This is a genomic window from Aquimarina addita (assembly GCF_039539305.1).
GTDB classification, from domain to species: Bacteria; Bacteroidota; Bacteroidia; order Flavobacteriales; family Flavobacteriaceae; genus Aquimarina; species Aquimarina addita.
In genome coordinates, this window is the sequence record NZ_BAABCW010000009.1 from 180,039 (window position 1) to 205,501 (window position 25,463).

General features: G+C 33.1%; 23 protein-coding genes. 7 read left to right on the top strand and 16 right to left on the bottom strand.

Features of this window, described 5'->3' with window-relative positions:
* Window positions 1-77: 77 nt before the first annotated feature.
* Complete coding sequence (locus ABD816_RS12615; RefSeq protein ID WP_344927851.1) at window positions 78-758, bottom strand: tellurite resistance TerB family protein; 681 nt, start codon at window positions 756-758, stop codon at window positions 78-80.
* Between the two features lie 398 nt (window positions 759-1,156).
* Here ABD816_RS12615 and ABD816_RS12620 point away from each other — a divergent pair, with 398 nt between their 5' ends.
* Window positions 1,157-2,020 carry a bile acid:sodium symporter family protein gene (locus ABD816_RS12620; RefSeq protein WP_344927852.1) on the top strand — a complete coding sequence of 288 codons (864 nt, stop codon included), beginning with the start codon at window positions 1,157-1,159 and terminating at the stop codon, window positions 2,018-2,020.
* 16 nt (window positions 2,021-2,036) lie between these two features.
* On the opposite strand, the gene ABD816_RS12625 is transcribed toward ABD816_RS12620, so the two are convergent.
* From ABD816_RS12625 to ABD816_RS12660, 8 genes are all read right to left on the bottom strand, one after another.
* The gene (locus ABD816_RS12625) at window positions 2,037-2,864 is read right to left on the bottom strand and encodes an ATP-binding cassette domain-containing protein (RefSeq protein WP_344927853.1); all 828 of its coding nucleotides are present in this window, start codon (window positions 2,862-2,864) and stop codon (window positions 2,037-2,039) included.
* A gap of 5 nt (window positions 2,865-2,869) precedes the next feature.
* Window positions 2,870-3,640, bottom strand: coding sequence for an ABC transporter permease (locus ABD816_RS12630; protein ID WP_344927855.1), 771 nt, complete (start codon window positions 3,638-3,640; stop codon window positions 2,870-2,872).
* Window positions 3,641-3,738: 98 nt separating this feature from the next.
* Window positions 3,739-5,553, bottom strand: a complete 1,815-nt coding sequence (locus tag ABD816_RS12635) for an OmpA family protein (protein ID WP_344927856.1) — start codon at window positions 5,551-5,553, stop codon at window positions 3,739-3,741.
* A gap of 31 nt (window positions 5,554-5,584) precedes the next feature.
* On the bottom strand, window positions 5,585-6,703 hold the full coding sequence (locus tag ABD816_RS12640; protein WP_344927858.1) for a TMEM70/TMEM186/TMEM223 family protein: 1,119 nt from the start codon (window positions 6,701-6,703) through the stop codon (window positions 5,585-5,587).
* Window positions 6,704-6,713: 10 nt separating this feature from the next.
* The gene (locus ABD816_RS12645; RefSeq protein ID WP_344927860.1) at window positions 6,714-7,457 is read right to left on the bottom strand and encodes a hypothetical protein; all 744 of its coding nucleotides are present in this window, start codon (window positions 7,455-7,457) and stop codon (window positions 6,714-6,716) included.
* 221 nt (window positions 7,458-7,678) lie between these two features.
* Window positions 7,679-8,179, bottom strand: coding sequence for a hypothetical protein (locus ABD816_RS12650; protein ID WP_344927862.1), 501 nt, complete (start codon window positions 8,177-8,179; stop codon window positions 7,679-7,681).
* A gap of 47 nt (window positions 8,180-8,226) precedes the next feature.
* A complete protein-coding gene (locus ABD816_RS12655; RefSeq protein ID WP_344927864.1) occupies window positions 8,227-9,717 on the bottom strand; it encodes an AAA family ATPase in 1,491 nt (496 codons plus the stop codon).
* A gap of 82 nt (window positions 9,718-9,799) precedes the next feature.
* Window positions 9,800-11,161 carry an acyl-CoA dehydrogenase family protein gene (locus ABD816_RS12660; protein WP_344927866.1) on the bottom strand — a complete coding sequence of 454 codons (1,362 nt, stop codon included), beginning with the start codon at window positions 11,159-11,161 and terminating at the stop codon, window positions 9,800-9,802.
* A 205-nt stretch (window positions 11,162-11,366) separates the two neighbouring features.
* Here ABD816_RS12660 and ABD816_RS12665 point away from each other — a divergent pair, with 205 nt between their 5' ends.
* From ABD816_RS12665 to ABD816_RS12685, 5 genes are read left to right on the top strand one after another with little or no spacing between them, the layout of a single operon-like run.
* Window positions 11,367-14,129, top strand: coding sequence for a DEAD/DEAH box helicase (locus ABD816_RS12665; protein ID WP_344927869.1), 2,763 nt, complete (start codon window positions 11,367-11,369; stop codon window positions 14,127-14,129).
* Between the two features lie 12 nt (window positions 14,130-14,141).
* Complete coding sequence (locus ABD816_RS12670; RefSeq protein ID WP_344927872.1) at window positions 14,142-14,633, top strand: hypothetical protein; 492 nt, start codon at window positions 14,142-14,144, stop codon at window positions 14,631-14,633.
* Entirely contained in the window at window positions 14,630-15,184 is a 555-nt protein-coding gene (locus tag ABD816_RS12675; protein ID WP_344927874.1) for a hypothetical protein, read from the top strand. The genes ABD816_RS12670 and ABD816_RS12675 overlap by 4 nt, the downstream gene beginning before the upstream one ends.
* A gap of 38 nt (window positions 15,185-15,222) precedes the next feature.
* A complete protein-coding gene (locus ABD816_RS12680; protein WP_344927876.1) occupies window positions 15,223-16,194 on the top strand; it encodes an MFS transporter in 972 nt (323 codons plus the stop codon).
* A gap of 35 nt (window positions 16,195-16,229) precedes the next feature.
* A complete protein-coding gene (locus tag ABD816_RS12685) occupies window positions 16,230-16,961 on the top strand; it encodes a hypothetical protein (protein ID WP_344927878.1) in 732 nt (243 codons plus the stop codon).
* Between the two features lie 77 nt (window positions 16,962-17,038).
* On the opposite strand, the gene ABD816_RS12690 is transcribed toward ABD816_RS12685, so the two are convergent.
* The 7 genes from ABD816_RS12690 to ABD816_RS12720 all read right to left on the bottom strand — a co-directional run bounded on the left by ABD816_RS12690 (window position 17,039) and on the right by ABD816_RS12720 (window position 23,452).
* Complete coding sequence (locus ABD816_RS12690) at window positions 17,039-17,590, bottom strand: 3'-5' exonuclease (RefSeq protein WP_344927879.1); 552 nt, start codon at window positions 17,588-17,590, stop codon at window positions 17,039-17,041.
* 65 nt (window positions 17,591-17,655) lie between these two features.
* Window positions 17,656-18,201: a hypothetical protein gene (locus ABD816_RS12695; RefSeq protein ID WP_344927881.1), complete on the bottom strand. Its 546-nt coding sequence runs from the start codon at window positions 18,199-18,201 to the stop codon at window positions 17,656-17,658.
* Between the two features lie 86 nt (window positions 18,202-18,287).
* Window positions 18,288-18,821 (bottom strand): tetratricopeptide repeat protein, encoded by a 534-nt coding sequence (locus ABD816_RS12700; RefSeq protein ID WP_344927883.1) that lies wholly within the window; start codon window positions 18,819-18,821, stop codon window positions 18,288-18,290.
* 4 nt (window positions 18,822-18,825) lie between these two features.
* Window positions 18,826-19,521 (bottom strand): peptide chain release factor H, encoded by a 696-nt coding sequence (prfH, locus tag ABD816_RS12705; protein WP_344927885.1) that lies wholly within the window; start codon window positions 19,519-19,521, stop codon window positions 18,826-18,828.
* A gap of 77 nt (window positions 19,522-19,598) precedes the next feature.
* Window positions 19,599-20,990 carry an RtcB family protein gene (locus tag ABD816_RS12710; RefSeq protein WP_344927887.1) on the bottom strand — a complete coding sequence of 464 codons (1,392 nt, stop codon included), beginning with the start codon at window positions 20,988-20,990 and terminating at the stop codon, window positions 19,599-19,601.
* Window positions 20,975-21,664, bottom strand: a complete 690-nt coding sequence (locus tag ABD816_RS12715) for a hypothetical protein (RefSeq protein WP_344927888.1) — start codon at window positions 21,662-21,664, stop codon at window positions 20,975-20,977. The genes ABD816_RS12710 and ABD816_RS12715 overlap by 16 nt, the downstream gene beginning before the upstream one ends.
* A gap of 912 nt (window positions 21,665-22,576) precedes the next feature.
* A complete protein-coding gene (locus ABD816_RS12720) occupies window positions 22,577-23,452 on the bottom strand; it encodes an aldose 1-epimerase family protein (protein WP_344927889.1) in 876 nt (291 codons plus the stop codon).
* A gap of 957 nt (window positions 23,453-24,409) precedes the next feature.
* On the opposite strand from ABD816_RS12720, the gene ypfJ reads away from it, so the two are divergent.
* Entirely contained in the window at window positions 24,410-25,309 is a 900-nt protein-coding gene (ypfJ, locus tag ABD816_RS12725; protein WP_344927891.1) for a KPN_02809 family neutral zinc metallopeptidase, read from the top strand.
* Window positions 25,310-25,463: the final 154 nt, after the last annotated feature.

The following is a 25,463-nucleotide window of genomic DNA, read 5'->3' on the forward strand; positions in this document are numbered from 1 at the left end:
ATTATAATCAAAAAAAGACAGCTAATAAATATTAACTGCCTTTGGGTAAGATACTTTATATAAGATGGTGGTATTTGTTAATTCAATTGCTCTTCTTTTAGTTTTGCCATATCTTTTAATTTTAGTTTCTCAATCAGTGTCTTGTACATTTCTTTAGGCAATCCGCAGGCAATTAAATATTCTTTCATCAGGTTTTCTTCTTCTTTTTCTATCGAACCATCGGCTAGTAATACTACAGCGGCCTGAGCAAGAATATTGATTAAAGTTTCTGATGATAACTGGCTTCGTGCTTCATTCAGGTAATTAAAAACCTGATTATTTTTATTACCATATACCTTTACATTTTCATAAATTTCTGTTAGTTCACTTTTCAATTCAGGAAATTTACTCATTACATCCATAATTTCGCGTTCTTCTTCTGGAGCAAAATCATTATCAATAATTGCCATATGCGTCATTGAGGCTATCAAAGCTTTTGCAAATTTTAGATTAGCTTGCTTTTGAGTCTCATTAATTTCACTCTGTGATTGCTGCAATATTGTTTTAATACTTTCATTATAAGCACTACTACAACGATCACATTCATAAAATCGATCTATCTCATCTAAGGGAATAGTTGGGATAAAAAATAAGGTAAACCATCTACGATATAGTTTATTTACGAGATTTCCTTTTGCACAACTAGGGCAGGAATTAGTTAATACCGGACTGTCTTTTACTGTGTGTTTTAGTCCTCTGGTTCCAAAAATAATGAACATAAGTATTTGATTTTTAAAGTTTAGGGAATTCAAATATATGTAAAATATCGATATAATATGCTTTTAATCGATAAATTAATAAGTAAAATGTTATTTTTGTCTTAATGATATTGACCGCGAAAGGTTAATTATAGTATAAATTCTCAAAGTAGTTGAGTTAGGATATTTTATACTTTGTAGGTTATGATTCCTGTTTACTTTTAGTATGCGATTAAATTAATTGTTAAAATTACTATATTGTCAACTCAGGATACAGTGAAATCGTAGATATAAGAAACAGTTTCTGATAAAGGCGGTTATTTTTTTGTTTCAAAGTCAAAGAAAAACTGGGGATGGCAGAGGTAATATATTGTAGGCTTGATATGAAAATACTTTTATTAATTAATAATTTATAACGTATGGATTCTATTTCTACTATTGTTTTAGCATTATCACTCATTATTATAATGCTTGGCATGGGATTATCACTGGTAGCTGATGATTTTAAAAGAATATTTATTTATCCAAAAGCAATAATAGTAGGATTAACAAATCAAATGATACTACTACCATTAGTTGGGTTTGCTCTGGCATCCGCATTTTCATTACCTCCGGAAATTGCAATCGGGATTATGATTATTGCTGCATGTCCTGGTGGGGCTACCTCTAATTTATTTTCTCATTTAGCTAAAGGAGATATCGCCTTATCTGTTACCTTAACAGCCGTGAGTAGCGTATTGACTATTTTTACCATTCCGTTTATTATTAATTTTGGATTAGAATATTTTTTAGAAGAGGGGAAAGTTATTCAACTTAACATTGTCAAAACTATTATCCAAATTTTAGTTATTGTGATTATTCCTGTGAGTATTGGTATGATTATTAGAAAATATAATGAAAGCTTTGCTTTAAGAATGGAGAAGCCAGTGAGACGCGCATCCGGAATCGTTTTGGCATTGGTGGTCACGGGTATTTTGATAAAAGAAAAGGATAATTTTGTTTCCTATATAGAACAGGCAGGGATCGTAACGTTGTGTCTTAATGTAGGGATGCTTGTTATTGGTTATTATTCTGCTAAATTGTTTAAGATTGGTCACAAAGGTGCAATTTCTATTGCTATAGAATCTGGAATTCAAAATGGAACATTGGCCATTACAATAGCTGTAACTTTATTAGATAGCACTCCATATGCGATTGCACCCGCAGTATATAGTTTTTTAATGTTTATTACAGGTGGTGTAGTTATTTATTTAGTGAATAGAAAGCGTAAAACAAAAGTTTAATCAAAACAGATAAATGCTAAGAGCTTAGCATTGCGGCTTTAATTTGTTTTACTACTTCGATATGATCCATACCAAAATCCTTCCATGCTAGTTGTAGTTCCTTCATATCAATATGTTTCACAATAGTTCCGTAGTCGTGTTGTTTACCATCAATCGTAGGATACCCTATCACATAGATACTGTCTGCGAGCTCTACTGCTAATTCAATATCATGGGTAGAATAAATAACTGTATTGTATTCGTGAGATGAAGTGATGAGGTCAAATGCATTTTTTACATCCTGAATATTACCAACATCTAATCCGGAAAATGGTTCGTCTAATACCATATAATGTCCTGAACAGAAGATTTGTTCTATAATTGCTGTTCGTTGTCGCTGACCTCCAGAAAGCTCATTAGGATATTGGTCTTTTGCTTTTTCCAGCCCCCAGTCAGCAAGATATTGCATAATCTGTGTATGTTTTGCCTCTTTGGTCATTTCTTTATTACGGAGAGCAAACATCAACGCTTGGTACACGGTTTTATTTCTAAAAAGTGTATACTTTTGATCCACAAAACCAATATCACCTTCTTGTACTTCTTTGGCATCGTTCTCTAATTCTGTAGCCACGTCTGCAATCAGTACTTTACCTGTGGTTGGTTTTACGAGGCCGGTTAACGCTCTGAATAAAGTGGATTTTCCACGTCCCGATCTACCTACCACTGCAATTACCTGACCCGTAACATCACCTTCTCTGATTACATCTTTTTCTACAAAGTTGATATCTTTTATTACTATTTTATCACCATAAGCAACACTTAAGTTTTCTACGTATAGCAAGGTGCTCTCTGTACTGTAATCCATATCAACTATATTTTGGAGTATCTAAAAAATGCTTTTCTAAGGTAATTTAAAATAAAATCAATGGATAAACCTACTGCTAATATGACGATCTGAAGTGCGATAATCCTACCATGATTCATAAATTTGTCAGAGTTTTTGATCAGGAATCCAAGTCCACCGGCTGCTACAAGGATAGATTCTACAGTTACTAACATCATCCATACAATCGCCAGATTTTGTCTTATTACCTCAATAACATGATCAATTCTACCTTTGATCACCACTTCCCATAATACTTCCCATCGACCACATTGTAATGATCTGGCATGATCAAATTCTTCCTGATCAATGCTGCTAATCATACTTAATAGAGAGGTAGTAAGATAGGTGCTCATAAATACCACTAATACCCACACTTGCATAGTTCTGGCATCATTAATTAGGATGGCCAGATAAAATGTAATCCCTGTGAGTGGAAGGTATCTCAATTTACTGAGTGTATTCGCAATTGGCTTAATCACCGGTATGGTGGATAAATATGTGAAGAATAGCGAAATAAAAACTGCGATGATAATTGCCTTTAAACAAAGCCATAACGAACTGGCAATATGAACGACCAAGCCTTCATTGTAAAGCTCTGTGAATCCGGTAAGTACTTGTTTAGGAGAAGGGAATAAATGTTTCTCCCCCATACTGGAAATAAACCAGAAACCAAGTATGAGTAGAATCCAGGAGCCTATAATAATGAGCCTACTGTTTTTGCCAATATCCTCAAATGGCTTAAATATATTCTTCATATATGACTATTCTTAAGGTAGACCAAAATAAAAAGGCTAATTCAAGTACAAAATTATTTTTGTTCATTTTGAAATAGCCTTTTTATGAGGGTATATTATTATTTCAGTAATGTGATGACCACACGTCTGTTCTTTGCTCTTCCACTGTTTGTGTTATTACTTTCTACAGGTTGATCCTGTCCTTTACCAATGACAGACTGAAAACGTGATTGTGGGATTCCTCTTTTTCTTAGGAAATTAACAACAGATTCTGCACGTTTCTGAGACAATGTATAATTTGCTTCTTTGTTACCTGTGTTATCTGTATGTCCTTCTAAACTAAGTTTAGTATCCTCTGCCTGTATTAGTAGATTGTAAATGGATTCTAATGTGCTTGCTGATGATCCAGAAATATTAGCACTACCTGTATCAAAATTAATATTCCACTCACCAGACGCTAATACTTCATCTGCCTCTTTTGTATAATCAGATTTGTATGCAGTTCCTGCATCAATATCATTGATGTTTTTAATAAAATATAAGTTTACAGCCTCATCATAAGGAACAATTCTTTTTACAGATTCATTAAACCCAAAAGGATTTAGTTCTTTAAGATAAGAGGATACCTGATTATAAACTGCCTTATAACGGTTAGTTCCATCAGTGATACCATAATATTGCATTACATCAGAATAGTTGAACACTCTGGATCCACCCATATTATAATCGATACCATTCTTGTTACCCTTTTGCCCTTTGAACATATCATACCAATATTTAGCATTCTCCAGATCGTATGTAGTAGCAACGGCTTCTGATGCTCTTACGCTCCAATCATCATACTGCTTCATCTGATTAGAAGCTGTTAATGCAGATTTTAATATGTTACTTACAATTTCAGGATGCTTCACTGCCCATTCCTTAACAGCAATAACTGTAGTTGCCATCTGGTTATTAAATTCTTTGGTAGAAATAATATCAGTAAACCCGCTTAATTGGTCAAAAACCATTTTGTCACCAGGAGTCCAGGTAGCACAACCGTCTACTTTTTTATTGATCGTTTTTCCTGTTAATTTACCATTTTTAACTTCTTTTAGAGGAACTGTCCATCCCGCTTTTTGAGATTTAATCAGTTCTTCTGCGGATTTAATATAATCATCATCCTGAGAAGGATAAAAATTAACGGCATCAGGATCATAAGTGGTTACATCAGGATTTACTTTTAAACCATTGGCAAAAGCATAGTTCAGTGCCGTTACCCAATCACCATCACCAAGAACAGCAGAAATCAAAGATCCTTTCATACTCTTAGGGTCTACTTTCCAACTTGGTGGTCCGATTAATTTATCTTCACCATAACTTAATCCTACAGCTCCTACTACTTGTACATGGTATTTATCTTTTCCATATTTATCATCTAATGCTTGCTGCATCGTACTAATATAAAATGGTGCACCATCACCCATCATCATAATAGCAAAAGCACTTTTATCAGCATCAGGAAATTCTTCCCCTCTATCAAATTCTTCGATGAATTTCATTTGCATATTTCGAAGTTCTGAAAGCCAATCCTGACGAATAATTTCCAGATTAACTCCATTTTTCTCCATTAAAGATCCTTTAGTTGTTTTAGGTCCTCCATTAGAAACAATGATACCTGATTGTGCATTCCAGGCGTATGCTGCAATCTTAACCAGAGGCTTATCTTTTACCTCACTCGAAAGGCTTGTGGATGGTAATGCCAGTTTTTCTGAATTAGTGACATTATTTACATCCTGCTTGTCCACATTAAGACCATCTAATACTACTGCTTTTCCTACCCGAAGACCAGGAGCAAAATAATATACAGCACCTAGAATACCTCCTAGCACAATGATCACAATAATTAATTCTGAAAATGTAGTTAATTTTTTGGTTCGTAAAATCTTACCCATTTTAATTCTATTTTAATTTCTAATTTTAATATTAATCAAACATATTTCCAAAACCACCACTTTCCTGCTTGTCTTCTGCAGTAAGTTTATAGTTAGGGTTGTTATACTTTTTAGCCTCAGGAATATAATCTTTACCTGTTCTGATATTATCTGCCAAGGTATCTAACTGAGAATACAATTCATCACTATCGATATCATATTTAGAGGTTAACATATCGATGTCAGATAAGTTTTCTTGAGTTCTGGCAATATCAATAGCAATTGTTTCTGTAATTACATCCAGTGCATATTCCAATTCCCAATCTTTTGTAAATAGCATAGCCGACTTTGCACTATCGGTAGCCTCTTTAGCACTTTTTGCAAATGCATATTCTTTTTCTAACATCTGAATAGTTACTTCAAAATCAGAAATTTTAATATCAATTGCTGTGCCTGCCAAGGTTAATTTGCGATCCAATTTACCCATGACACTGGCTCTACTACCATATTTTTGCACAAAATTCTTACTCTGTGCCAGCTGATGAGTTACCCGTTGTGATTGGGATAACTTTTTTGCCAATGCACTTTGTAAATCTACATACTCATCTGTGTCTTTACCCGCAGTTCCTTTTTCAGAAATGATACGTTCCATTTCTTTTTTGATTTTTTGGGCATGTTTTTGAAGTGAAATAACCTGATCCTGAAAATCTTTTGCTTCTTTTTCAGATTTTAAGGCTTCAGCTTCCATGTTGCTTTTCAGACCTTTAATTTTAGCCTTTGCATTTTTAAAGATTTTTCTGTTATTCAACATTTTTATACGCTGCTCCTCTAGTTCTCCAAAGGGATCGTGTTTAATCAAGGATTTATGAATTGATCTAGTAACTCTTCGCAGAAACTTAAAAATGATGGGAAGCATCATGACAAAGAATATCAGGAATACCGCAACACCTGCAATAGCTATTACTTGTCCTAATGCTGTAAACAGAGGAGGGAGCACATAAATCCATGCAGCATATCCCAAACCGGCAAACAAAGCAATCTTAAGAAAAGCATTTAATCCCTTTTCTCCATTTCTCCATTTGGTAGGATTTAACGATATCTCTCCTTTTTCATCATCAAAATGCTTAAGAATAGGAAGGTCTAATACGTGGCCTTTTGCTTCTGTATTCATGTAGTATTTTTTAAATATTATTTTTAATTCCGTCTACCACGGTCATAATGGTTTCTAAAATTTTTGTTCTTGCTGTGTCATTTGCAGCAATTTTTTGATCGATTTCAGCTACATTACCCATCTCACTGTCGATAGAATCTAATTGATTTCTTTTGTGCGCGATCTGTGTTTGGATTTCTAAAAGCTGTCGTTCTAAATCAGAAATTTCTGAAGTAAGATTGTCTTTTTGTGCTTTTTGTGCACTTACAATCTGAGACTTCTTACTATTGCCCTGTTTATGATATTGATTATGTACTTTTTCAATTTCTTTAATGTAATAATCTGCTTGTGTTAACAATACATCCTTACTTACCTTAGCATCGACGCTTTGCGCCATGGTAAAAGCCATTTTATACACAGCGGGATCGTTAGAACCCACTGCTTTTATTGCTTTAAAAAATTCATAAAAATCATATCCGGGCTGATTGAGTGACTCAAAACCAGCTTCATACATCTCGATCACACCGTTAAGAATAGAATGATTAATGGATGTGTCTAATGAAGGAGGTTGTCCTGAAGTTTTTGAGAACTGAGTAGTAGTTGACTTAGGAAACTTTGTACCTGTTGTTTTTGGAAACGTAGAAACAGTTTTGGCCGACTCAGGAAAAGAAGTAGCGGGTGCTTTTTCTATCTTTTTGTCTGGCGTTTTATCCTTTTTTGATGTTTCTTCATCATTGATAAAAAGCCCTTTCCAATTAAATTTTTCTTTAGACATTTAGAATATATTTGTAGCGTATGTTTCTTAAGTATTACTTCAAAAAGGTAAATTTATATAATTTTTATGATAATCATAGGGTTTCTTTTAGGTAAAGAACTACTTATTAGTACAATTTGTGACCGAAATGTTACATTTCAGTAGAATAATATAATAAAATTCTTCAAAAACTACTTAGACTAGAACTTATGAGGTGACCGATGGTTTACCAAAATCACCCCTCATTTTGTAAATCGTGACCAGGCAATTTTTAATAGCACCAACACGACAATAAATACAATAATAAGTTGTGAAAAACCACCTACAAAAAACACTCCAAAGAATGTGTTCTGAAGTACAAAAACAATCCCAAAGGCAATCCCAATCATAAGCATAAGTGCTGATAACCTTGAGAATCCGGGAATTTGATTCATCCTCACTTTTTTATTAAGGATCAGTAAGGTCGCAATCATGGCGATAATAGGCACGAAATAAGCAATTGCGTTTACATTTAATAAATTGGTTTTAATAATAAACAATGCATATAAAATCAGTATCACAGAGAGTATCCCAGGAATAGTCACTGCATGTACCAGAAAACTTAGAAAGTATTTAAAGGAGCCGATATTGTTTTTATTCACAATGACTACTGATAGAATTGTAAGGATCAAAATAGTTCCAAAATACCAGAGAATATGATTTTGATTACTACCAAACCAATTAATTAAATCTTGAATTGTCATGAAGTGTTCTGTTTGTTTATAAAAGTCGTGAAAATAACGATTCGGATTTATTCTTCTTCATCAAAAACCAGAATTTCTTTCACTGTTTTTAGTATTTCAGGGATATCTTCTTCTGTTAGCGTAATTAATAGCTTTTCTGTAATAGGAGTCATTTCTACAATTCTATTCGCTTGACGTTCTATAATTTTTTCAAATAAATTTCTTACAGTTCTTGCATTTCCAAAACCTCGATGCCTTTTTTCATATACTCTTTCCAGAATTTCTAACAACTTCTCTTCTGCATCCGGAGTCAGCATAAAATCTCCTTTTTTAGCAATAAGCTTACATATATCAAGCAGTTCATTTGCTGCAAAATGATCAAATTCAAAATATCGATTGAATCTGGATTGTAACCCGGGATTGGACTGTATAAAAACTTCCATCTCATCTGGATATCCTGCTACCACAATTACGAGATTTTTGCGATGATCTTCCATACGCTTTAGTAAAGTCTCTATGGCTTCCTTGCCAAAATCATTAAACCCGCCAGAAGTAAGCGAGTAAGCCTCATCAATAAATAAAACTCCTCCTAAAGCAGCTGTAATGATCTCATCTGTTTTGATGGCTGTTTGTCCTACATATCCAGCGACTAATCCTGCCCTGTCAGTTTCTACGAGATGCCCTTTTTCCAGATATCCTAAATGTTTGTAAATCCGTCCTAGCATACGAGCTACGGTCGTTTTACCAGTTCCCGGAGGCCCCATAAAAACAGCGTGCAAAGAATTAGTTGCTGTTTTTAAGCCTTTTTCCTCTCTTATTTTCTGAATTTTCAGGAAATTAGTAAGGTCTTCTACATTTTTTTTAATGTTTTCTAATCCAATTAATTCCTGAAGTTCAGCCAGTACAATTTCTAAGGTATCATCCTCGGGGATTTCTTCGTATTTAGAGGTGCCTATTACTATTTTAGGATTGTTTACCTTATCCGAAATCTGTTTTAATACCTCTTCTTCTTTTTCTGTAATCGTATCGTCAGCTTTTGCCATTAACAAAGCAATCCTGTTGATAGAGGAAGCAATGCTAACCGTTTGTTTGCTTTTAATTTTAGTTAGAATTGCGGGTAAGATAAATTCAGTTTCCATTTCCTCTTTAGCTTCAAAAAAAGAGGTTTCTCGTATCAGATTTATATTTTTATCAAACTGACTGGAATAAGGGAGTTCGTTAATTTTTTTTAGGTCATAAGTTTTACTTAAATCTCTGCCTTGTAGCTTTTCGTACAAATACACAAGTATGAATTTGGTTTTTATAGGAATCGCACCAAAATCATCATAGGTTAAAGAAAATGCTGTAAACACCTTAACAATATCCCGAAGTAAAATATGTTCGGCTTTATAGGTTATAGCAGCACTATCTGTCTTAGCCATTCCTGTAATAGCACTGGTGAATTTTTTGTCTGCATTAAGGTGTATACAACTCGTCCATGCTTTTGCTCCCTCTTTTTTGAGAATATCAAAATATTCTGCCGTGATAGGCTGGGTAGGCGTATTATTTTCTTTATTCATTACTTAAAAGATATGTAAGCGTATCTAACTAATCGTGATTCCTATAATCTACACAAATGTACATATTCATAATTAATTGGTTTTACACAAAGGCACTGTAGCCTGTAATGGCACGTCCTACAATTAAAGAATTAATTTCTTTAGTACCTTCATATGAATAAATAGCTTCTGCATCAGCTACAAATCTTGCTACATCATACTCTAATAAAATCCCATTGCCACCCATCACTTCACGAGCTCTGCTAACCACATCTCTGGTTCTCATAGAACAAAACACTTTAGCTAAAGAGGCATGTTCATCAGTAAGTAGTCCCTGATCTTGTAATTCTGAAAGTCGAAATACCATTGATTTCATTGCGGTTAGATTGGATAGCATTTCTACCAGATGATTCTGTATCAGTTGAAATTTTGCTATAGGTTTGCCAAATTGTTCTCGCTTCTTGGTATATTTTAATGCACTTTCATATGCGCCTCTCGCACAACCTACTGCTTGCCATGCAACTCCAGCTCTTGTCATTCTCAATACTTTTGCTGTATCTCTAAAGGAATTGGCATTTTGAAGTCGGTCTGCTTCTGTAATTTTACAATCGGTTAGAGTGATCAACGCATTCTGTACCGTGCGTAACGCCATTTTATTTTCTATCTTTTCCGCTTTAAACCCGGGATTTCCTTTTCGCACTAAGAATCCTTTTACCTGATTGCTTTTTATATCACGAGCCCAAATGATAATAACATCAGCAAAAGTAGCATTACCAATCCATTTTTTTTGTCCATTCAGTATCCATCCGTCTTGTGTTTCTTCACAAGTCGTTTCCATGCCACCAGCAACTCCGCTGCCTACATTGGGCTCTGTAAGTCCAAACGCGCCTATTGCTTCCAGCTTTTGCATTTTAGGTAACCATTCCTGTTTTTGTGCTTCACTACCACAAAGATAAATAGATCCCATAGCCAGACCACTATGTACACCAAAGAAGGTAGAGATAGATACATCTACGCGCGCAATTTCTTCTGCAATAATCCCCTCCATTACAAAAGGGAGTGCCGGGCAGCCATATCCTTCATAAGCAACGCCGCAAATATTTAGCGCTGCTAGTTTAGGAATGATCTGCATAGGAAATTCTGCTCTGTTCCAATAGTCATTTGCTATTGGTTCTATTTCTGTTTCCATAAATTGCCGCACTTTTAATTGGATAGCTCGATATTCTTGATCTAATTTTAGATCATATTCATAAAAATCACCATCAATAGGAGGTAGTTTATGCTGTCCTTTTTTAGCTTTTTCTGTCAACATTTTCATTAAGCCTTGAAGCTGTTGGTCATTAAGATCCCCTACAGATTTCATGATTTTTGGCAAGTCTATTTTTTCTGAAATTTTGCCTAACTCATTAAAATCTACTTCTTTCATTAAATGGATGATCTGTTTTATTTTATTGTAAAATTTCATAGCTTATTTTTAGTTTATAACAAAAACATCTCAAGTTAAATATTATTACCTTTAAAAACATAAATTCACGTTGCTTTTAATAAAAATAATAGAATTCTATAAGGATGCTGTTTATAAATCATATAAGTTTATCCTGTAAAAAAGTCTAAGAGATTTAGTTTTCATTGCTATGACTTTTAAACATATACTAAAACTAAAATAATATATGCGCATAGAAAATATTATCTCCTATTATCAAGATTGTTATAAACAAGAATTCAGGGATAGTAGTATCTTAAATTATTTGGGAACTAAGGTTGATGAACGTTTTTACTTTGAAAACGTAAAAAAGTTGTATCAAGAGAAAGATACAATTAGGATTGATCAAGGTTTAGGAGATGAACTCTACAAATATATGGAGATTCATAAAAAAGAAAAAGTGCTGGTTGCTTCTGGATTTTTTATCACCGGAAAAATGTCTTTTTTAGGAAAAAAACAAACTATTTGTGCACCTCTTATCTCCACACCTGTATCTATTGAGACGAACTCAGAAGGGTTGTATTATTTTAAATACAATTTTGCCGAAAATCGTTGTAATAGCACCCTTCTTAATTTGATCAAAAATAATTATGATCTGGCAGATTCTTTTGTGCTGGAAATAGAAAGTATGGTTAGTTCTGAAGCTCCGGAGTATCAGGATATAGTTGCAATAGCAGAGAAATTGAAGAATTATGTGGAGATTGATGTCGAGGAGCTTACTAAATTACCTGGATTAGTAGCGGATGCGCAGTTAAAAAAATATGCTAGAAAACAGGAGCTAAAATTATCTCCGGCTTTTTCTGTAGGAATTATAGAAAAATCAAAATCAAATAGAGGTGTATTAAACGAAATTGAAGAAATTAAAGAAAGTCATTTGTATAACGAATGTTTACGATCAGTTTTTTCTGGAAATAAAATTTGGACAGATACGGATATTGATAGAAGCGAACCGGTATATGTGCCTTCTAACCTTAGTGCACCTCAATTGGATATCATTCAGGGAGTAAAATCTTCTGATGTAAGCATTGTTATAGGACCACCAGGAACGGGTAAATCTTATACCATCGCATCTCTGGCAATCGATATGGCTTATCATAATAAAAGTGTATTGATTTGTTCTAAATCTGATCAGGCAGTACAAGTGTTACAAGAGAAGATTATACACGATTTAGGGATAAAAGGATTGTCTATTCGCACTGGTGTAGGACGTAGTTTAAAATCAGTTTTGAAAAAAAAGATAGAATCTATTTTACATTTTAAACGGCATAATAAAAGTAATCTTGATATAGAAAGAAGAAAGAAAGATATAGATGATGTTCAAGAAAGGATTAAGGAAATAGAAGTTGAAATAGCAAAAAGAGAACGTACAGAGTTAGAGCAAGGAGCTTTATTTGCGGAACGTAATCTTTCTTTTTTTAAAAAAATAAAAAAACGATATCTCTCTTATAAGGTATTGAGAGAACTTCCTTTTTGGTTACTTATAGATGTGCTGAATAATCAGGTTCATAAAAAAGCTACGTTGATAAAAAGTCTCATTTTATTACAATATAAAAAGAATGTTGTATCGTTGTTAGCTCATAAGAGAGATGTTTTTCAGGATTTATTAACGCTTATCAAATCTACTGATATAGCAACCAGAACAGGTTTATTTGCTTCTATTGATTTTGATGTTATACTACAATGTCTTCCTATATGGATCACAAAATCAGCAGATATTAGTGAAGTGGTACCGTTACAAAATGACATGTTTGATGTAGCCATTATTGATGAAGCTTCTCAATGTGATATTGCTACCATGATTCCTATTCTTGCCAGAGCCAAAAAAATTGTTGTGGTTGGAGATCCTAAACAGTTACGTCATGTATCGTTTTTATCTAAAGAAGTGTTAGAGAATACAGCTAATCTCTATGGTTTAACAGAAGGAGACGAGGTGCTTAATTATAGAACACATAGTTTTTTGGATTATTTAATGGATAGAGTCACTTCTCAACGTAATATTCATTTTCTTGATGAACATTACCGCAGTGTACCCAGTATTATTGACTATAGTAATCATAAATTTTATAATGGAAGCTTAAAAGTAATGTCTGATTTGCAGCTTCACAAAAAACAATCTGCTGTACACTGGATTTATTGTAATGGTCAAAAAGAAACAAATGGAGTCAATATAGTAGAAGCAGATCGAATATTACAAGATATAGAACAGTTGATAGAGAAAGAAAAAAACTTGTCGATTACTATGTGTTCTAGTATAGGAGTGTTGTCCCCTTTTAGAAATCAGGTAGCGTATCTTAAAAAGAAAATAGAAGCGTTTGATTTGTTGTATATCAAAAAACATAAAATAGCTATTGGTACTCCGTTTAGTTTTCAGGGAGAAGAGCGTGATGCTATGTTTATTACATTCACTATTGATAATGAAACGAGTGCATCTGTATTTCAATATCTGGATAGGGAAGATGTGTTTAATGTAAGTATAACCAGAGCAAAAAAGCAACAGTATTTATATCATTCTTTTTTGCCTAAAGGATTTAGAAACAAGCATTTATTGGTTGATTATTTTTCTGAAAGTCAAGCTTTTAATGTGCAGTATGATACTACAGAACATATAGATGAGTTTGCTGAAGAAGTGTATGCTGAGCTATTAGTGCTGGGGATAAAGGAAGAAGATATTCTGATTAATTATGTCCTAGCGGGTTATATAATGGATATAATTTTAACATATAAAAATAAAGTGATTTGTATTGACTTAGTTGGTTATCCTGGAGAGTTAGAGAAGACATTTTCTATAGATCAATACAAAACTATGTTCAGAACTAAAGTTAATATTATTGTGATTCCTTATGCATATTGGTTTATTAATAAGGAAGCTTGTGTGAGAGAAATAGCAAGGAAAGCGGATATAGAATTGCCAGAGAACAGTCTTAATTTGAAAAGAAAAGATAACTTATAAATCTTCTGATATATGAGAGCTTATTTGTCCTTGATACTTTTGTTTATCCCTGCTGTTTTATTTGGTATCTTGTTATTTGTTTTTAAGGATCATGAAAACCTTAAGATTATCAATAATTTTCCCTATCTACCCTGGCATTTTTGGGGTATGGTATTATTTGGTGGGGTGGCTACTGTAGGAGGTGTTCTTGATTGGCGTTATCACAGAAATCCATTACATATGAAAATCCCTAAAAAAGAAAGAGAAGCAGAAGCAGCAGCCTTAGGTTTAGGAGGAATTCCTATGTTCATTTTAATGTTTTTAGCAATGCTTAGTGCTAAGTCGACGCTTTTTTTGATACCGATTCTGATCATATTAATATATACGGTAGTCGCTATAAGTTACGATGAATTTGTTTTTCATAGAAAACGATGCGGTCCTTTAGAGAATGCCTATCATAGGATGTTGGTTTTTGGTAATGGTGTTGCCTGGCTTATTTGGTTTCATTTTATCTTTGTTGCATGAATGCAGGTACATTATTACGTTTAAGTACTGATGAGTTTGATAAATCACCTTATACGATCAAAAGTTCGTTAGGAATACGGGTTTTTGATGTTGGAGCAAAATGGATGTTTTTACGTCTCCATGATTTGCGACCTGATGAACAGATGAAATTTGATGATCATGTTGCATACAATTGGTATGGGTATATGAAATATGGAGTTTGCCTCTTTGCTTTTAGTAGTAGCGCAGTCCTGTTGTTTTTATATAATATATGGTTATTACCATTGACAGTGTTGCTTTTTTATCTGGTAGAAGTGCATTTTTTATTTTTGTTTCCTTTACTTATTGATAAGGTAAAAAAACCGCTAGTAACTAGTATAAAAATGGTTTATAGTATTGGACTTTTTTATACAGTGTATACGGTTTTTCGGATTGGTCTTTTTATGATGATTGGTCTTTTAAAATATAAGAATCCGTTTAGAAATTGGTATATTGGATGCTTAGCTATTGTGATCTGGTATCAAAAAGAGGTTAGAGGTACTACTCGTTTGGGACATGAAGAACATATATAAAAAGCACTTTTTGGTATTTTACAATTAATTGTTGATTTATGAAATTATTATTTGCAGTAACCTTTGCATCAATTTATGGTCTGGTGATTCGATTATTATATGGCTTTTTTTATGATATCTTAGAAATCATGAGTATAACATTCTTGATTCTTATTCCTGTGATTATAGGTTTTTTAACGGTTATTTTTTTATCAACAGATATATCAAAAAATTATGGAAAAGCTTTTCTGCTTCCCTGGATTACTGCTATTGTGATATTGGTGATCACTTTATTGTTTAGTATTGAAGGGGCAATTTGCTGGTTTATGCTTTTCCCTTTATTTGGAATTCTTTCTGGGTTTGGAGGGATGATTGCATATGCTATTAGAAAGAGAAAACATACTGATACGAATGATCGCGATCATATAAAAAACTCAACGCTAAGCGTGTCATTCGCACTGTTTATTCCTGTATTTTTAGGATATCTGGAAGGTGAAAAAGCATTATTTCCTGAAATAGTAACGGTGCAGAAAGAAGTATTGATTGAAGATACGCCATCCAATGTCTGGAAGCAATTGGTCACTACAGAGGATATAGTAATGGAGAAAGAAGAATCCTTTTTATTGGAGATTCTGGATTTTCCAAAGCACATGAATACGATATTAGATACAGCTGCGGTAGGAGGAAAGCGGATCGCAACCTATGAAAGAGGACTGTTTTTTGAAGAAACGATAACCACATATGATAAGAATAAAAAACTAGTATTAGAAGTGCATACAGATCCTACAAAAATACCCCCAACAGTGATGGATGAGCACATTCTCATAGGAGGAAAACATCTGGATATTCTGGAAGATACGTATACCTTAAAATTAATAGAGAATGGACATACGCAAGTTACACTTTCCAGTCGATTTTATATCAATACCCCCTTTAATTGGTATGCACGTATCTGGGCAGAATCGTTAATGGATCGTATCTTAGAAAGTGAATTAGAAAGAATAAAAAAGCAGGTAGTAGATCGGTCATGAGTAATAGGTATATCAGTATTAAATAAGATTGTGATATGAAACGATATGCTATAAGTGTAATCACAATCACAATTGTATTGTTACTAATCTTGTTTTTCTCTGTCAATACAGATGAAATGATAAGAAATAAGATTGAAGAAGGAGAAATAGTATATAGCAATGAACTAGGGTTTATAAATTGGGATCATGCGAAACCAGAAGGAACATTGCGTGCATTTAGAGAATTGCAGCGTTTAAATCGTACAATAACAAATACTGTAACTTTTAGTTATTCTCAACAAATGATTATTCGTGTTGGTTCTTTTTCTGCTGTGGCTGAGTATACAGAAGAAAGAAATATTCCTAGGCGATTAACATCAACAGAAGAACTCGTTTTTTTTCTGGAAATATTTACCTCTGTCACGGAGTCTTTTGAAAAAATGCAGGGAGAACTTCCGTATGGGATCATCCCACAGACTAAAGCGTCATCGTTTAGAGAAGGAGATCTTATGGGGAATTTATTGTCTTTTTACATAGCAGTTTCTGATGAAAATTTGAATGAAATACGAAGTGATTTAACGATCCTTACTACTACTGAAGCATATGAGGTCTATGAAAACTTAGATTTGTCTCATGATCAGCTAATCGATTGGAGCAGACTCCTGGCTCCTCTTGATGATTCTTTTAACATCGTATGCACACTTAAACAGATAATTGACTTATCAACAAAAATAGAGCAACCGCTATCAATAAAAACAGCAGGTAAGAAGCGTTTTTATTTCTTATGATTTTATACTAAAAACGGGTTCAACTTTACTAGTTAAACCCATTCAATTAGCTTATGTAAAAAAATAAAAACAAATAGTTACGGTCTGTTTTTTAGACACCAACTCATGATTTTTGCAATATTATTAGCATCATCAACACCTCTGTGATGAGTACCTTCTAGTGGAATATTAAGTATACCAAGTGCACCATTCATTCCTACTTTTCTTTTTAAACCTTTTGTGCTAGCAAAAAGCTCTTTTACATTGATATGATCCTGAGATAGTGGATAGGATATATTTCTATAGGTACACTGTTTTTTCATCATATTAAGATCATATTGTCCATAGCTAGCCCAAGTATGTTCATATCCATTATATGTTGTTCTCAGTATTTTACAGGCTTCTTCAAAAGAGATTCCTTCTGTATCTAGTAATTCTGGTGTGATGGTAGTCAACTCAGTGCAGAAAGGACTGACCTGAGACCACTCTGGTTTGATTAAAATTCCTTGTTTTTTAGAAATTTCACCTGTTTTAGTATCTAAAATGCAAATTCCGATTTCTATAATTTCATTGACTTGCCCTTTTGGTACCGGACCCTTCCAGCAAGTAGCTTCAAGGTCAATGATGAGTATTTTATTTGTTGTTTTCATGTTTTCTATTGTTTTAAAACTCCAAAAATTTCATGAATTTTGGAGTCTGTACGTTATTTTGTTTTTTATGTTGGGATAGAAACTAATTCTTCTCGATCTATAGGATCTATTTTTTGATCTAATAATTTGATAGAGGCTTGTACTGCCCAGCATTTGTCACTGGAATGAATATTACTATACAATCCTAATAAATAAGAAGGCTCTACAATTGTCCAACCTTTTACATTGCGATTAGGGATGTCAGCTTTTACAAAAAAATCAATAGTAATCCGTACTGATATATTTTCTTCTGTAATAATTGTTTTTTCATATCTCCTAAAGTTTTCTTCGCTTGGTAATTTGTCATACCGTGTCCAGGTTTTCTTAAATTCATTTTCCTGAAGTAAACACATTAACTGTGCTACGTTTTTGGGTTCTACAAATAGATCAATATCTTTATGATCATGTGCATGTTTATATTCAATATGTCCCACAGGGGATAAAAAATGCCATGCCCAACCTCCAGAAAGTATAATAAAATCACGTAGAGGTTCTAATGCAATTAGTGCATGATTGATTCTGTAGCTTGGCCATAGCTCTCCATATCGTTTTATGTTATGTGGTGCTCCCATAATTATTGTTTTTGTAGATCTTTCCAAAAGGCAGTTTCCTTATTCTTTTAATTACATTTTTTGTCTTTTAGAAAGATCTTGATTTGTTACTTCTTTTTTTTCTTTGATTTCTTAGAAGATTTAGATTTTTCTTTCTTCTTTTTAGCTATTTTATCTTTGATCCTTTGCACATCGCCTTCTATATCACTTATGAAATAGTTATTATAAGCGAATTCTTTGGCAGTTTTTAATGCTTGTAGTGCCTTTCTATATGCTCTTTTCTGTTCGAAAAGAATACCTTTTTTTAAGTATAGTACAGCTTTGTCAGTGCCTTTTAAGGTGACTGCAAAATCAATTAATCTTTCTGCTTCTTTATAATCTTCGTTCCAAAGCAATACATTAATATATTTAGGATATACATCCAGAGCGTACATGTCTTCTGCTAAAGCTTGCTGATAATAATCTTTTGCAGTTTCATAGTTCCGCAGGTTTTCTGCATATATTTGTCCCATTAAACATAATGCTGTAGGGTTCTTATCATCATAAGATAATGCGTAATTAAGAGATTCTACGGCTTCTTCCAGATTATAAGGATACGCATCCAATGCTTGAAATAGATATTTGTCTAATAAATTTCCCATAATGTTAGTTCTTTAATTCATTGCGTACATCTTTTTTTAATTGCTGTCGATTTGTAGTGTATGAATGTTTTTTATGCTGTTTCTTAAAATCAGTCCCCTTGAATATCCTGATGGGTTGACCACGTTCTATGTGGAGGTGATTTTCCCATTGATCAGTGATTACTTTTTTAATATTTTCTAACTGACTTTGGTTTACTTTTTCTTTTAATCGCTGTAAAGCAATTTTCTTGTTTTGATGTTGCGATCTGCTATCCATAACAAGCACCTGATCTCCTGTGGGGTGATAAGTTGCTCGTATGGCAGAGTTTACCTTATTTACATTTTGTCCGCCAGGTCCTGAGCTACGTATTGCCTGAAAAGAAATTTCTTTTTCTTGTACTTCTATGGTTTTGGTCTGAGTTACTTCATACACACCAATAAACCAGTTTTTTCGCTTATGATGTTTTCTGAAAGTAGAGGTGCCAATCCATTGTATAGTGCCTAACCAAGGTGTTAAAAAGAGGTCTAATTTTTCTCCTTGAATCCTGATAGTTACAGATTGTACTGTTCCATTTTCAAAACCTTTTTCTCTTTGCAATATGCTATAAGTCAATCCGGTATTTTTCACTTCATTCAGGAAGTATTTAAGTACCTGAGCAACTACCCAGCAACATTCTGAAGGGCCTCTACCAGCGGTTATTTGAATTATTTTTTGTTTCATTTTTGAATTGTTTAATTTTTAGTATCCAGCCATGAGCTTTTATTGTATCGCTAATAGCTGGATACTAGCTACAACATCTATTTGTCCATTCTGACAATTTTAGGAGTAAATGTTCCTAATACTTCTACCAATTCTTGTTGGTTAGCCATCACTGTCTTAATATCCTTATAGGCCATTGGTGCTTCATCAATCCCACCACCAATAAGCGTTACATCGTTTGTTTTTAATTGTTTTTTGATTTCACTTTTGGTGAATTTTTCTTTACATTTTCTTCTGGAATGTAATCTTCCAGCTCCGTGTGATGCGGATTGTAAACTTTCTGAGTTGCCTAATCCTCTCACAATAAATCCTGGTGCAGTCATAGATCCAGGAATGATCCCTAGTTCGCCTTGGGCAGCAGGTGTTGCTCCTTTTCTATGTACAATACATTCTTCACCATCTACTTGTTGTTTCCATGCAAAATTGTGATGATTTTCAATTTTGGCTATTGGTTTTGATCCCAGTAGTTTCGCAATTCTAAAATGAATATTGTCATGGCATGCTTGTGCATAGTCTCCTGCCAGATTCATAGCTACCCAGTATTCCTGTCCATCGTGTGTGTCCAGATCTAACCATGCTAATTGTTGTACATGTTTAGGAAGCGGACATTGTTTAGTTGCCAGATAGGTATAATGCTTGGCAATATTAGCACCCAAACCTCTGGAACCACTATGCGTTAATAACCCCACATACTCTCCGATATCCAGTCCCCAATCATTCGTTTTATTCGTAATATTTACAATCCCGAATTCTACAAAGTGATTGCCACCACCAGAAGTCCCCAACTGTTTATAAGCTTTGTCTTTTAATTTTTTTATTAGCGGAATCGTAGTGAATTCATTACGCTCAAAAATCTCATGATCATGCTTTATTTTATGAGTTTCATACATCCCAAATTTAGTATGTTCGGATAATATGTTTTCTAACTGATGCTTTTTTCCTTTTAAATAAGAAGTAGCAATAGGATAAATTGTTAAACACATTCTACATCCAATATCAACACCTACTCCATAGGGAATTACTGCATTTTTTGTAGCAAGGACACCTCCAATCGGTAAGCCATATCCAGTATGTGCATCTGGCATTAATGCTCCTGCAACTGCTACAGGTAATTTAAGCGCATCAAATAATTGATATTTAGCCTGCTCATCAATTTCGTTCTCTCCATAGATATGAAAAGGTGATCGTATTGTCTTTAATACATGCTTTTTTACCTCAACAGGTTTTAATAAACTTTCTGCAATCTTACCCCAGATACCATCCCCTTGATACGCTTCAGGATTTAGTAATACTTTTTTGGCTTCTATTAATATGTGTTCTTTTTTTACTCTTTTCTGATAGCGATTGATCTGACCCAGAGTCACATTAATACTATTGTTTTTTGGAAAACCTAATTTGATTAAGTCTTTTCCACTTAATTTCTTTCCCATAATATTTCTTCTTTTATAATTTCTTGAATAGTAAACTGTTTAAGTGCTCTAAGGGTACTATTCGTTTTTAATTTTTCTCTTTTAATTTTAGAAGTCTGCCAATAGTCTCTCCAACTATTATCTTTTTGAGCTTCTTCATAAAATCCGCTTTTTAATAACTGCTGATCAAGCAATGCATCCTCACGTTCTAATTGTGGGTCTATACGTTTGCTGTGAATAACATAAGCTTTGGTAAATTTGATCCTATACGTTCCTTTAGGAAGATTCACATAAAATCGTAATCTTAGTTTTTTCTCCTTTGTATAATATGTAAAGGGAATACATAATTGCTGTGCACCATCGCTTAATTTATTAAATGACCGTCGACTAATGGTAGGTAGTTCTTTATTAATTAAATATTTTGAAGTTTCCTGAAGCCACTTTTTTTGAGCTTCTTCTTTGGTTCTTCCCCAAAATGATTTTCTTAATTTCTCGTGTAACTCCAGGATGTATTTTTGATTTTTATAGCGTTCCACATGCCTAGTAATCACACATTCTTTAAACCAACCGTGACGTATGGGCTTTTCTAATTTTATATAGCCCAAGTTTCGTTGTTCTTCCCAAATTTTACGTTGTCTTTTACGAATACGAAGAACCACCTTCTGTCTTTGGCCTTTGATATGAACTGGTTTCATATATCAACTGTATGTTTGTATTATTCTTGATATGATTCCAGTGTCTCTTGATACCAGAATACCTAACTGAAATAGTGGTAAAATTTCATTTGATTATTATTTAAAAATTAATGTAAGTCGATAATTGTTTCGGAAAGATCTATTTGCCTGTAAATAAATATAGGTTTAGGCTGTCTGCAATAGAATTATTAACAATAAAAAGTCCGAAACTTTAATGGAGGCTTCGGACTTTCAATTATACTGATGATATCAGATTATGAATTGTATAAGTCCCGAAGCAAACTCATAAAAGAATCTAATTCTTTTAGAGCGGTGTAGTATGTTTTTGTAAAGGTCATAGTACTTCGGTTATTAATCATTAGTTATATATGTTTTGCAATCATTTATTGCGATGCAAAGATGAAACCTATTTTTGGATTACACAAATAAAATACCGATTTAATTATTTGATAATCAAATTGTTACAATATTTTTTAGGCAAAGAAAATCCTATTCGTTTGTTAACGAATGGTTCTCTATATAAGCAACTCGCTGAAAATCTTATGTATAACTTTCAAACAACATATATTTTGAAATCATAGATTTTTAAAAAAATAACATAAAAAAAGCGTCCAATTTTTTTGGACGCTTTTTTTATTTATATAGTTTTCTACCTATGTATTTGATTTGAAAACAACTTTGCAGCGTCCTTTTTTATGTACACGAAATAAATTCATAGATTAAAACTTGTTTTTTTTAATTATTAATGACACAAATATGAATTAATTATTAGTACACTTCCAAATTTTATAATTAATTCATTTTGATTCTAGATTAGAAATTAACTCTAGTTTAGAATAACAAAAATAATTTAAAATAAAAGTTACCTTAAAAAATATCAATTCCCTGACCCTTTATTCAAAATGAAAGGAATTAAAAAATAGTAATTATATAAGAGCTAGTATGCGTTTGTCCTGCTTCTAATTTTTGAATTCCTTCTTTGTCCTCTATTTGTTGATTGGTTTCTACCACATCAGCATATCCTAACCATGGCTCGATGCAAACGTATGGTGCATTTGGTTTTGCCCATATACCTAAATCTGGAAAATCAGAAAGATCTACCATGAGAACTGTTCCATTAGTTTTATGAACAAGTGAGGCAGTTTTTGCGTTTAAACCTTTAAAAATTAATGCATCATTGTTAAAAAGATCAGATGTTAACCAGATTTTGTCATCTTGAAAAACAGTACGCATATTCTGACTGATTAATCCATTTTTGTCCAATATATAACTGCCTGGTTTTTCTTGTTTTGTATCTATCTGGATGTAGTAATCCTCATAAGAATGTGATGAGTGTAGAGGGCAATTAAAGGCAGGATGACCACCTACAGAGAAGTACATAGGTTCATTTCCTTTATTTTTTATAGTGTGAGATATCTTTAGTCTATTGTCAACAAGCTCAAAATTAATATCAAACAAAAATTGAAATGGATATACTAAAAGTGTTTTTTTGTTACTGGATAATGAAAAAGTAATGGAGGTATCGGATATTTGCCTAGAAACAAGATCCTGGTTGTATCTAATAAATCCATGTTTAGGCAAGGTATATTGTTTACTCTTGTATATGTAAGTTTCTTTCTTTAATCCACCAACCACAGGAAATAAAACAGGCGCTTGGCTACCCCAAATTTTAGGATCTCCCTGCCATAAGAATTCTTTAACACTATTTTTTGATTTAATACTGGAGAGTTCTGCTCCAACTGAATTGATATGAATGGATAGCTTTTTATTCTCTATAGAGTGTATCATTAGGTAGTGTTACAAAGATTATAATTTTATAGAATACAAACTTAGATAAATAAAACGCATTGTAATAGTAAATACCTAATACACTATCATTCAATAGAAAAACATTAAAAGTAAGAATAAGACTACATTTATGATAGTTTTTGCACTTTTTTTTGTTAAAAATACTTTTTTTTACGATTAAATGCATAAAAAGTTTGTTTAGAATATATTTTACACTATCTTTACAGAGTGAAAATTTAGTTAGTGACTTTTATTTTTCCCCAAGAGTAAAAGTCTATAAAAGTTGAGTTTTAATTTTAGATTAAGCCCCTAAATTAAGATGATTTGTGTGAAGAAAAAGAGCGTGGAGACGCTCTTTTTTGTTTTAATCTTTTTAATCTGGTTTTAGTGCTGAGCGGCGTTTTAGTTAGTGGTTCCAGGATATATATCATTTTAGGATTTCATATTGCGATTAAGACTAATCTAAATTATAAGTTAAATTTTGAGAAACTGTTTTAGCATGTTGGGGGCATTATTTTCGTTAGGATTAGCAAACACCTTTCACTTTCTAATACAGATATTTATTCTTGAGGTTTTTTTATTTAGAAAAAAGTAGTTTTTACATTTATATGCGATTAACTGAAAACTTCTCTCTACGCCTGCTATAATTGGTTTTCTTGTCTATCACATTTTTAAATAATTACTGGAAATAGTTAGAATCACTAAAGAAATCTAGGTGTATTCCTAAAGAAAGAATTCTAGTTATAGCGAACACCTAATTTGTGGATGATCATTATAGAAAGTCGTGGATTTTATTTTAATAGTAAGCAAAGGAATCAAAAGAAGATGTTTTCCCGTTAATTTTATTCAAACCAATAGAATACTTTTACAGAAGAAATTAGTGATGCTACATTGATGGTATAGCGATCTTGAAAAAATAAGTATATTTAAAATTGAATATAACAAATACAAAATAGTATGAAATGGCAGGGTAGACGTAAAAGTTCTAATGTGGATGATCGTAGAGGGCAATCTAGTTCGAGAAGAGGGATAGGAGGTTTTAACCCTTCATTACTTAGCCCATTACTCAAGATACTTTTTTCTAAGACCGGTTTAATTATCGTTGGGCTATTTATTGTAATTTCTTTTGTTACAGGTAATAACCCTTTAAATTTGCTGAGCAACTTTTTTGTTGGTGGAAGTAATCAAACCGTATCTACAGGATCTTATCAAGGAACTGAAGAGGAGAATAAACAGGCTGATTTTAGTGCCACGATTTTAGCCAGTACAGAAGATGTATGGAACAGTATTTTAGATGATTATAGAGAACCGACTTTGGTGCTTTTTACGAATAATGTTTCATCTGCTTGTGGTTCTGCATCCAGTGCTACGGGACCTTTTTACTGTCCAGGTGATGAAAAGTTATACATTGATCTAAGTTTTTTTCAGGATTTAGAGCATCAAATGAATGCTCCTGGTGATTTTGCCCGAGCATATGTAATAGCTCATGAAGTAGGACATCATGTACAAAACCTCATGGGGATTACTGCTAAAGTAGATAACCTCAGAGGACAATTAAGTGAGACAGAGTTTAATAAGTATTCTGTTCGATTAGAATTACAAGCGGATTTCCTTGCAGGAGTTTGGGCAAATCGTTCTCAGCGGATGACTCAAATGATGGAAAATGGTGATCTGGAAGAGGCACTTAATGCTGCTAATGCCATCGGTGATGATCGTTTACAAAAGCAGTCAACCGGAAGGGTAGTGCCAGACTCATTTACACATGGAACTTCAGAACAACGAATCAGATGGTTTAAAAAAGGATTTGATACTGGGGATATATCACAAGGAGATACTTTTAGTGCAACTTCGTTGTAATAAACATAGACGTATAAATAAGAAAATGAGGCTGTCTAAAAAGTAATTTAGGCAGTCTTTTTATTTTGTATATTTTCAGATTTTAATTGTTGATTGTAAATTTTAGCGAAGATTTATGGGATTTTATAAAAGCAAGTTAGCTTTTATAAGGCTA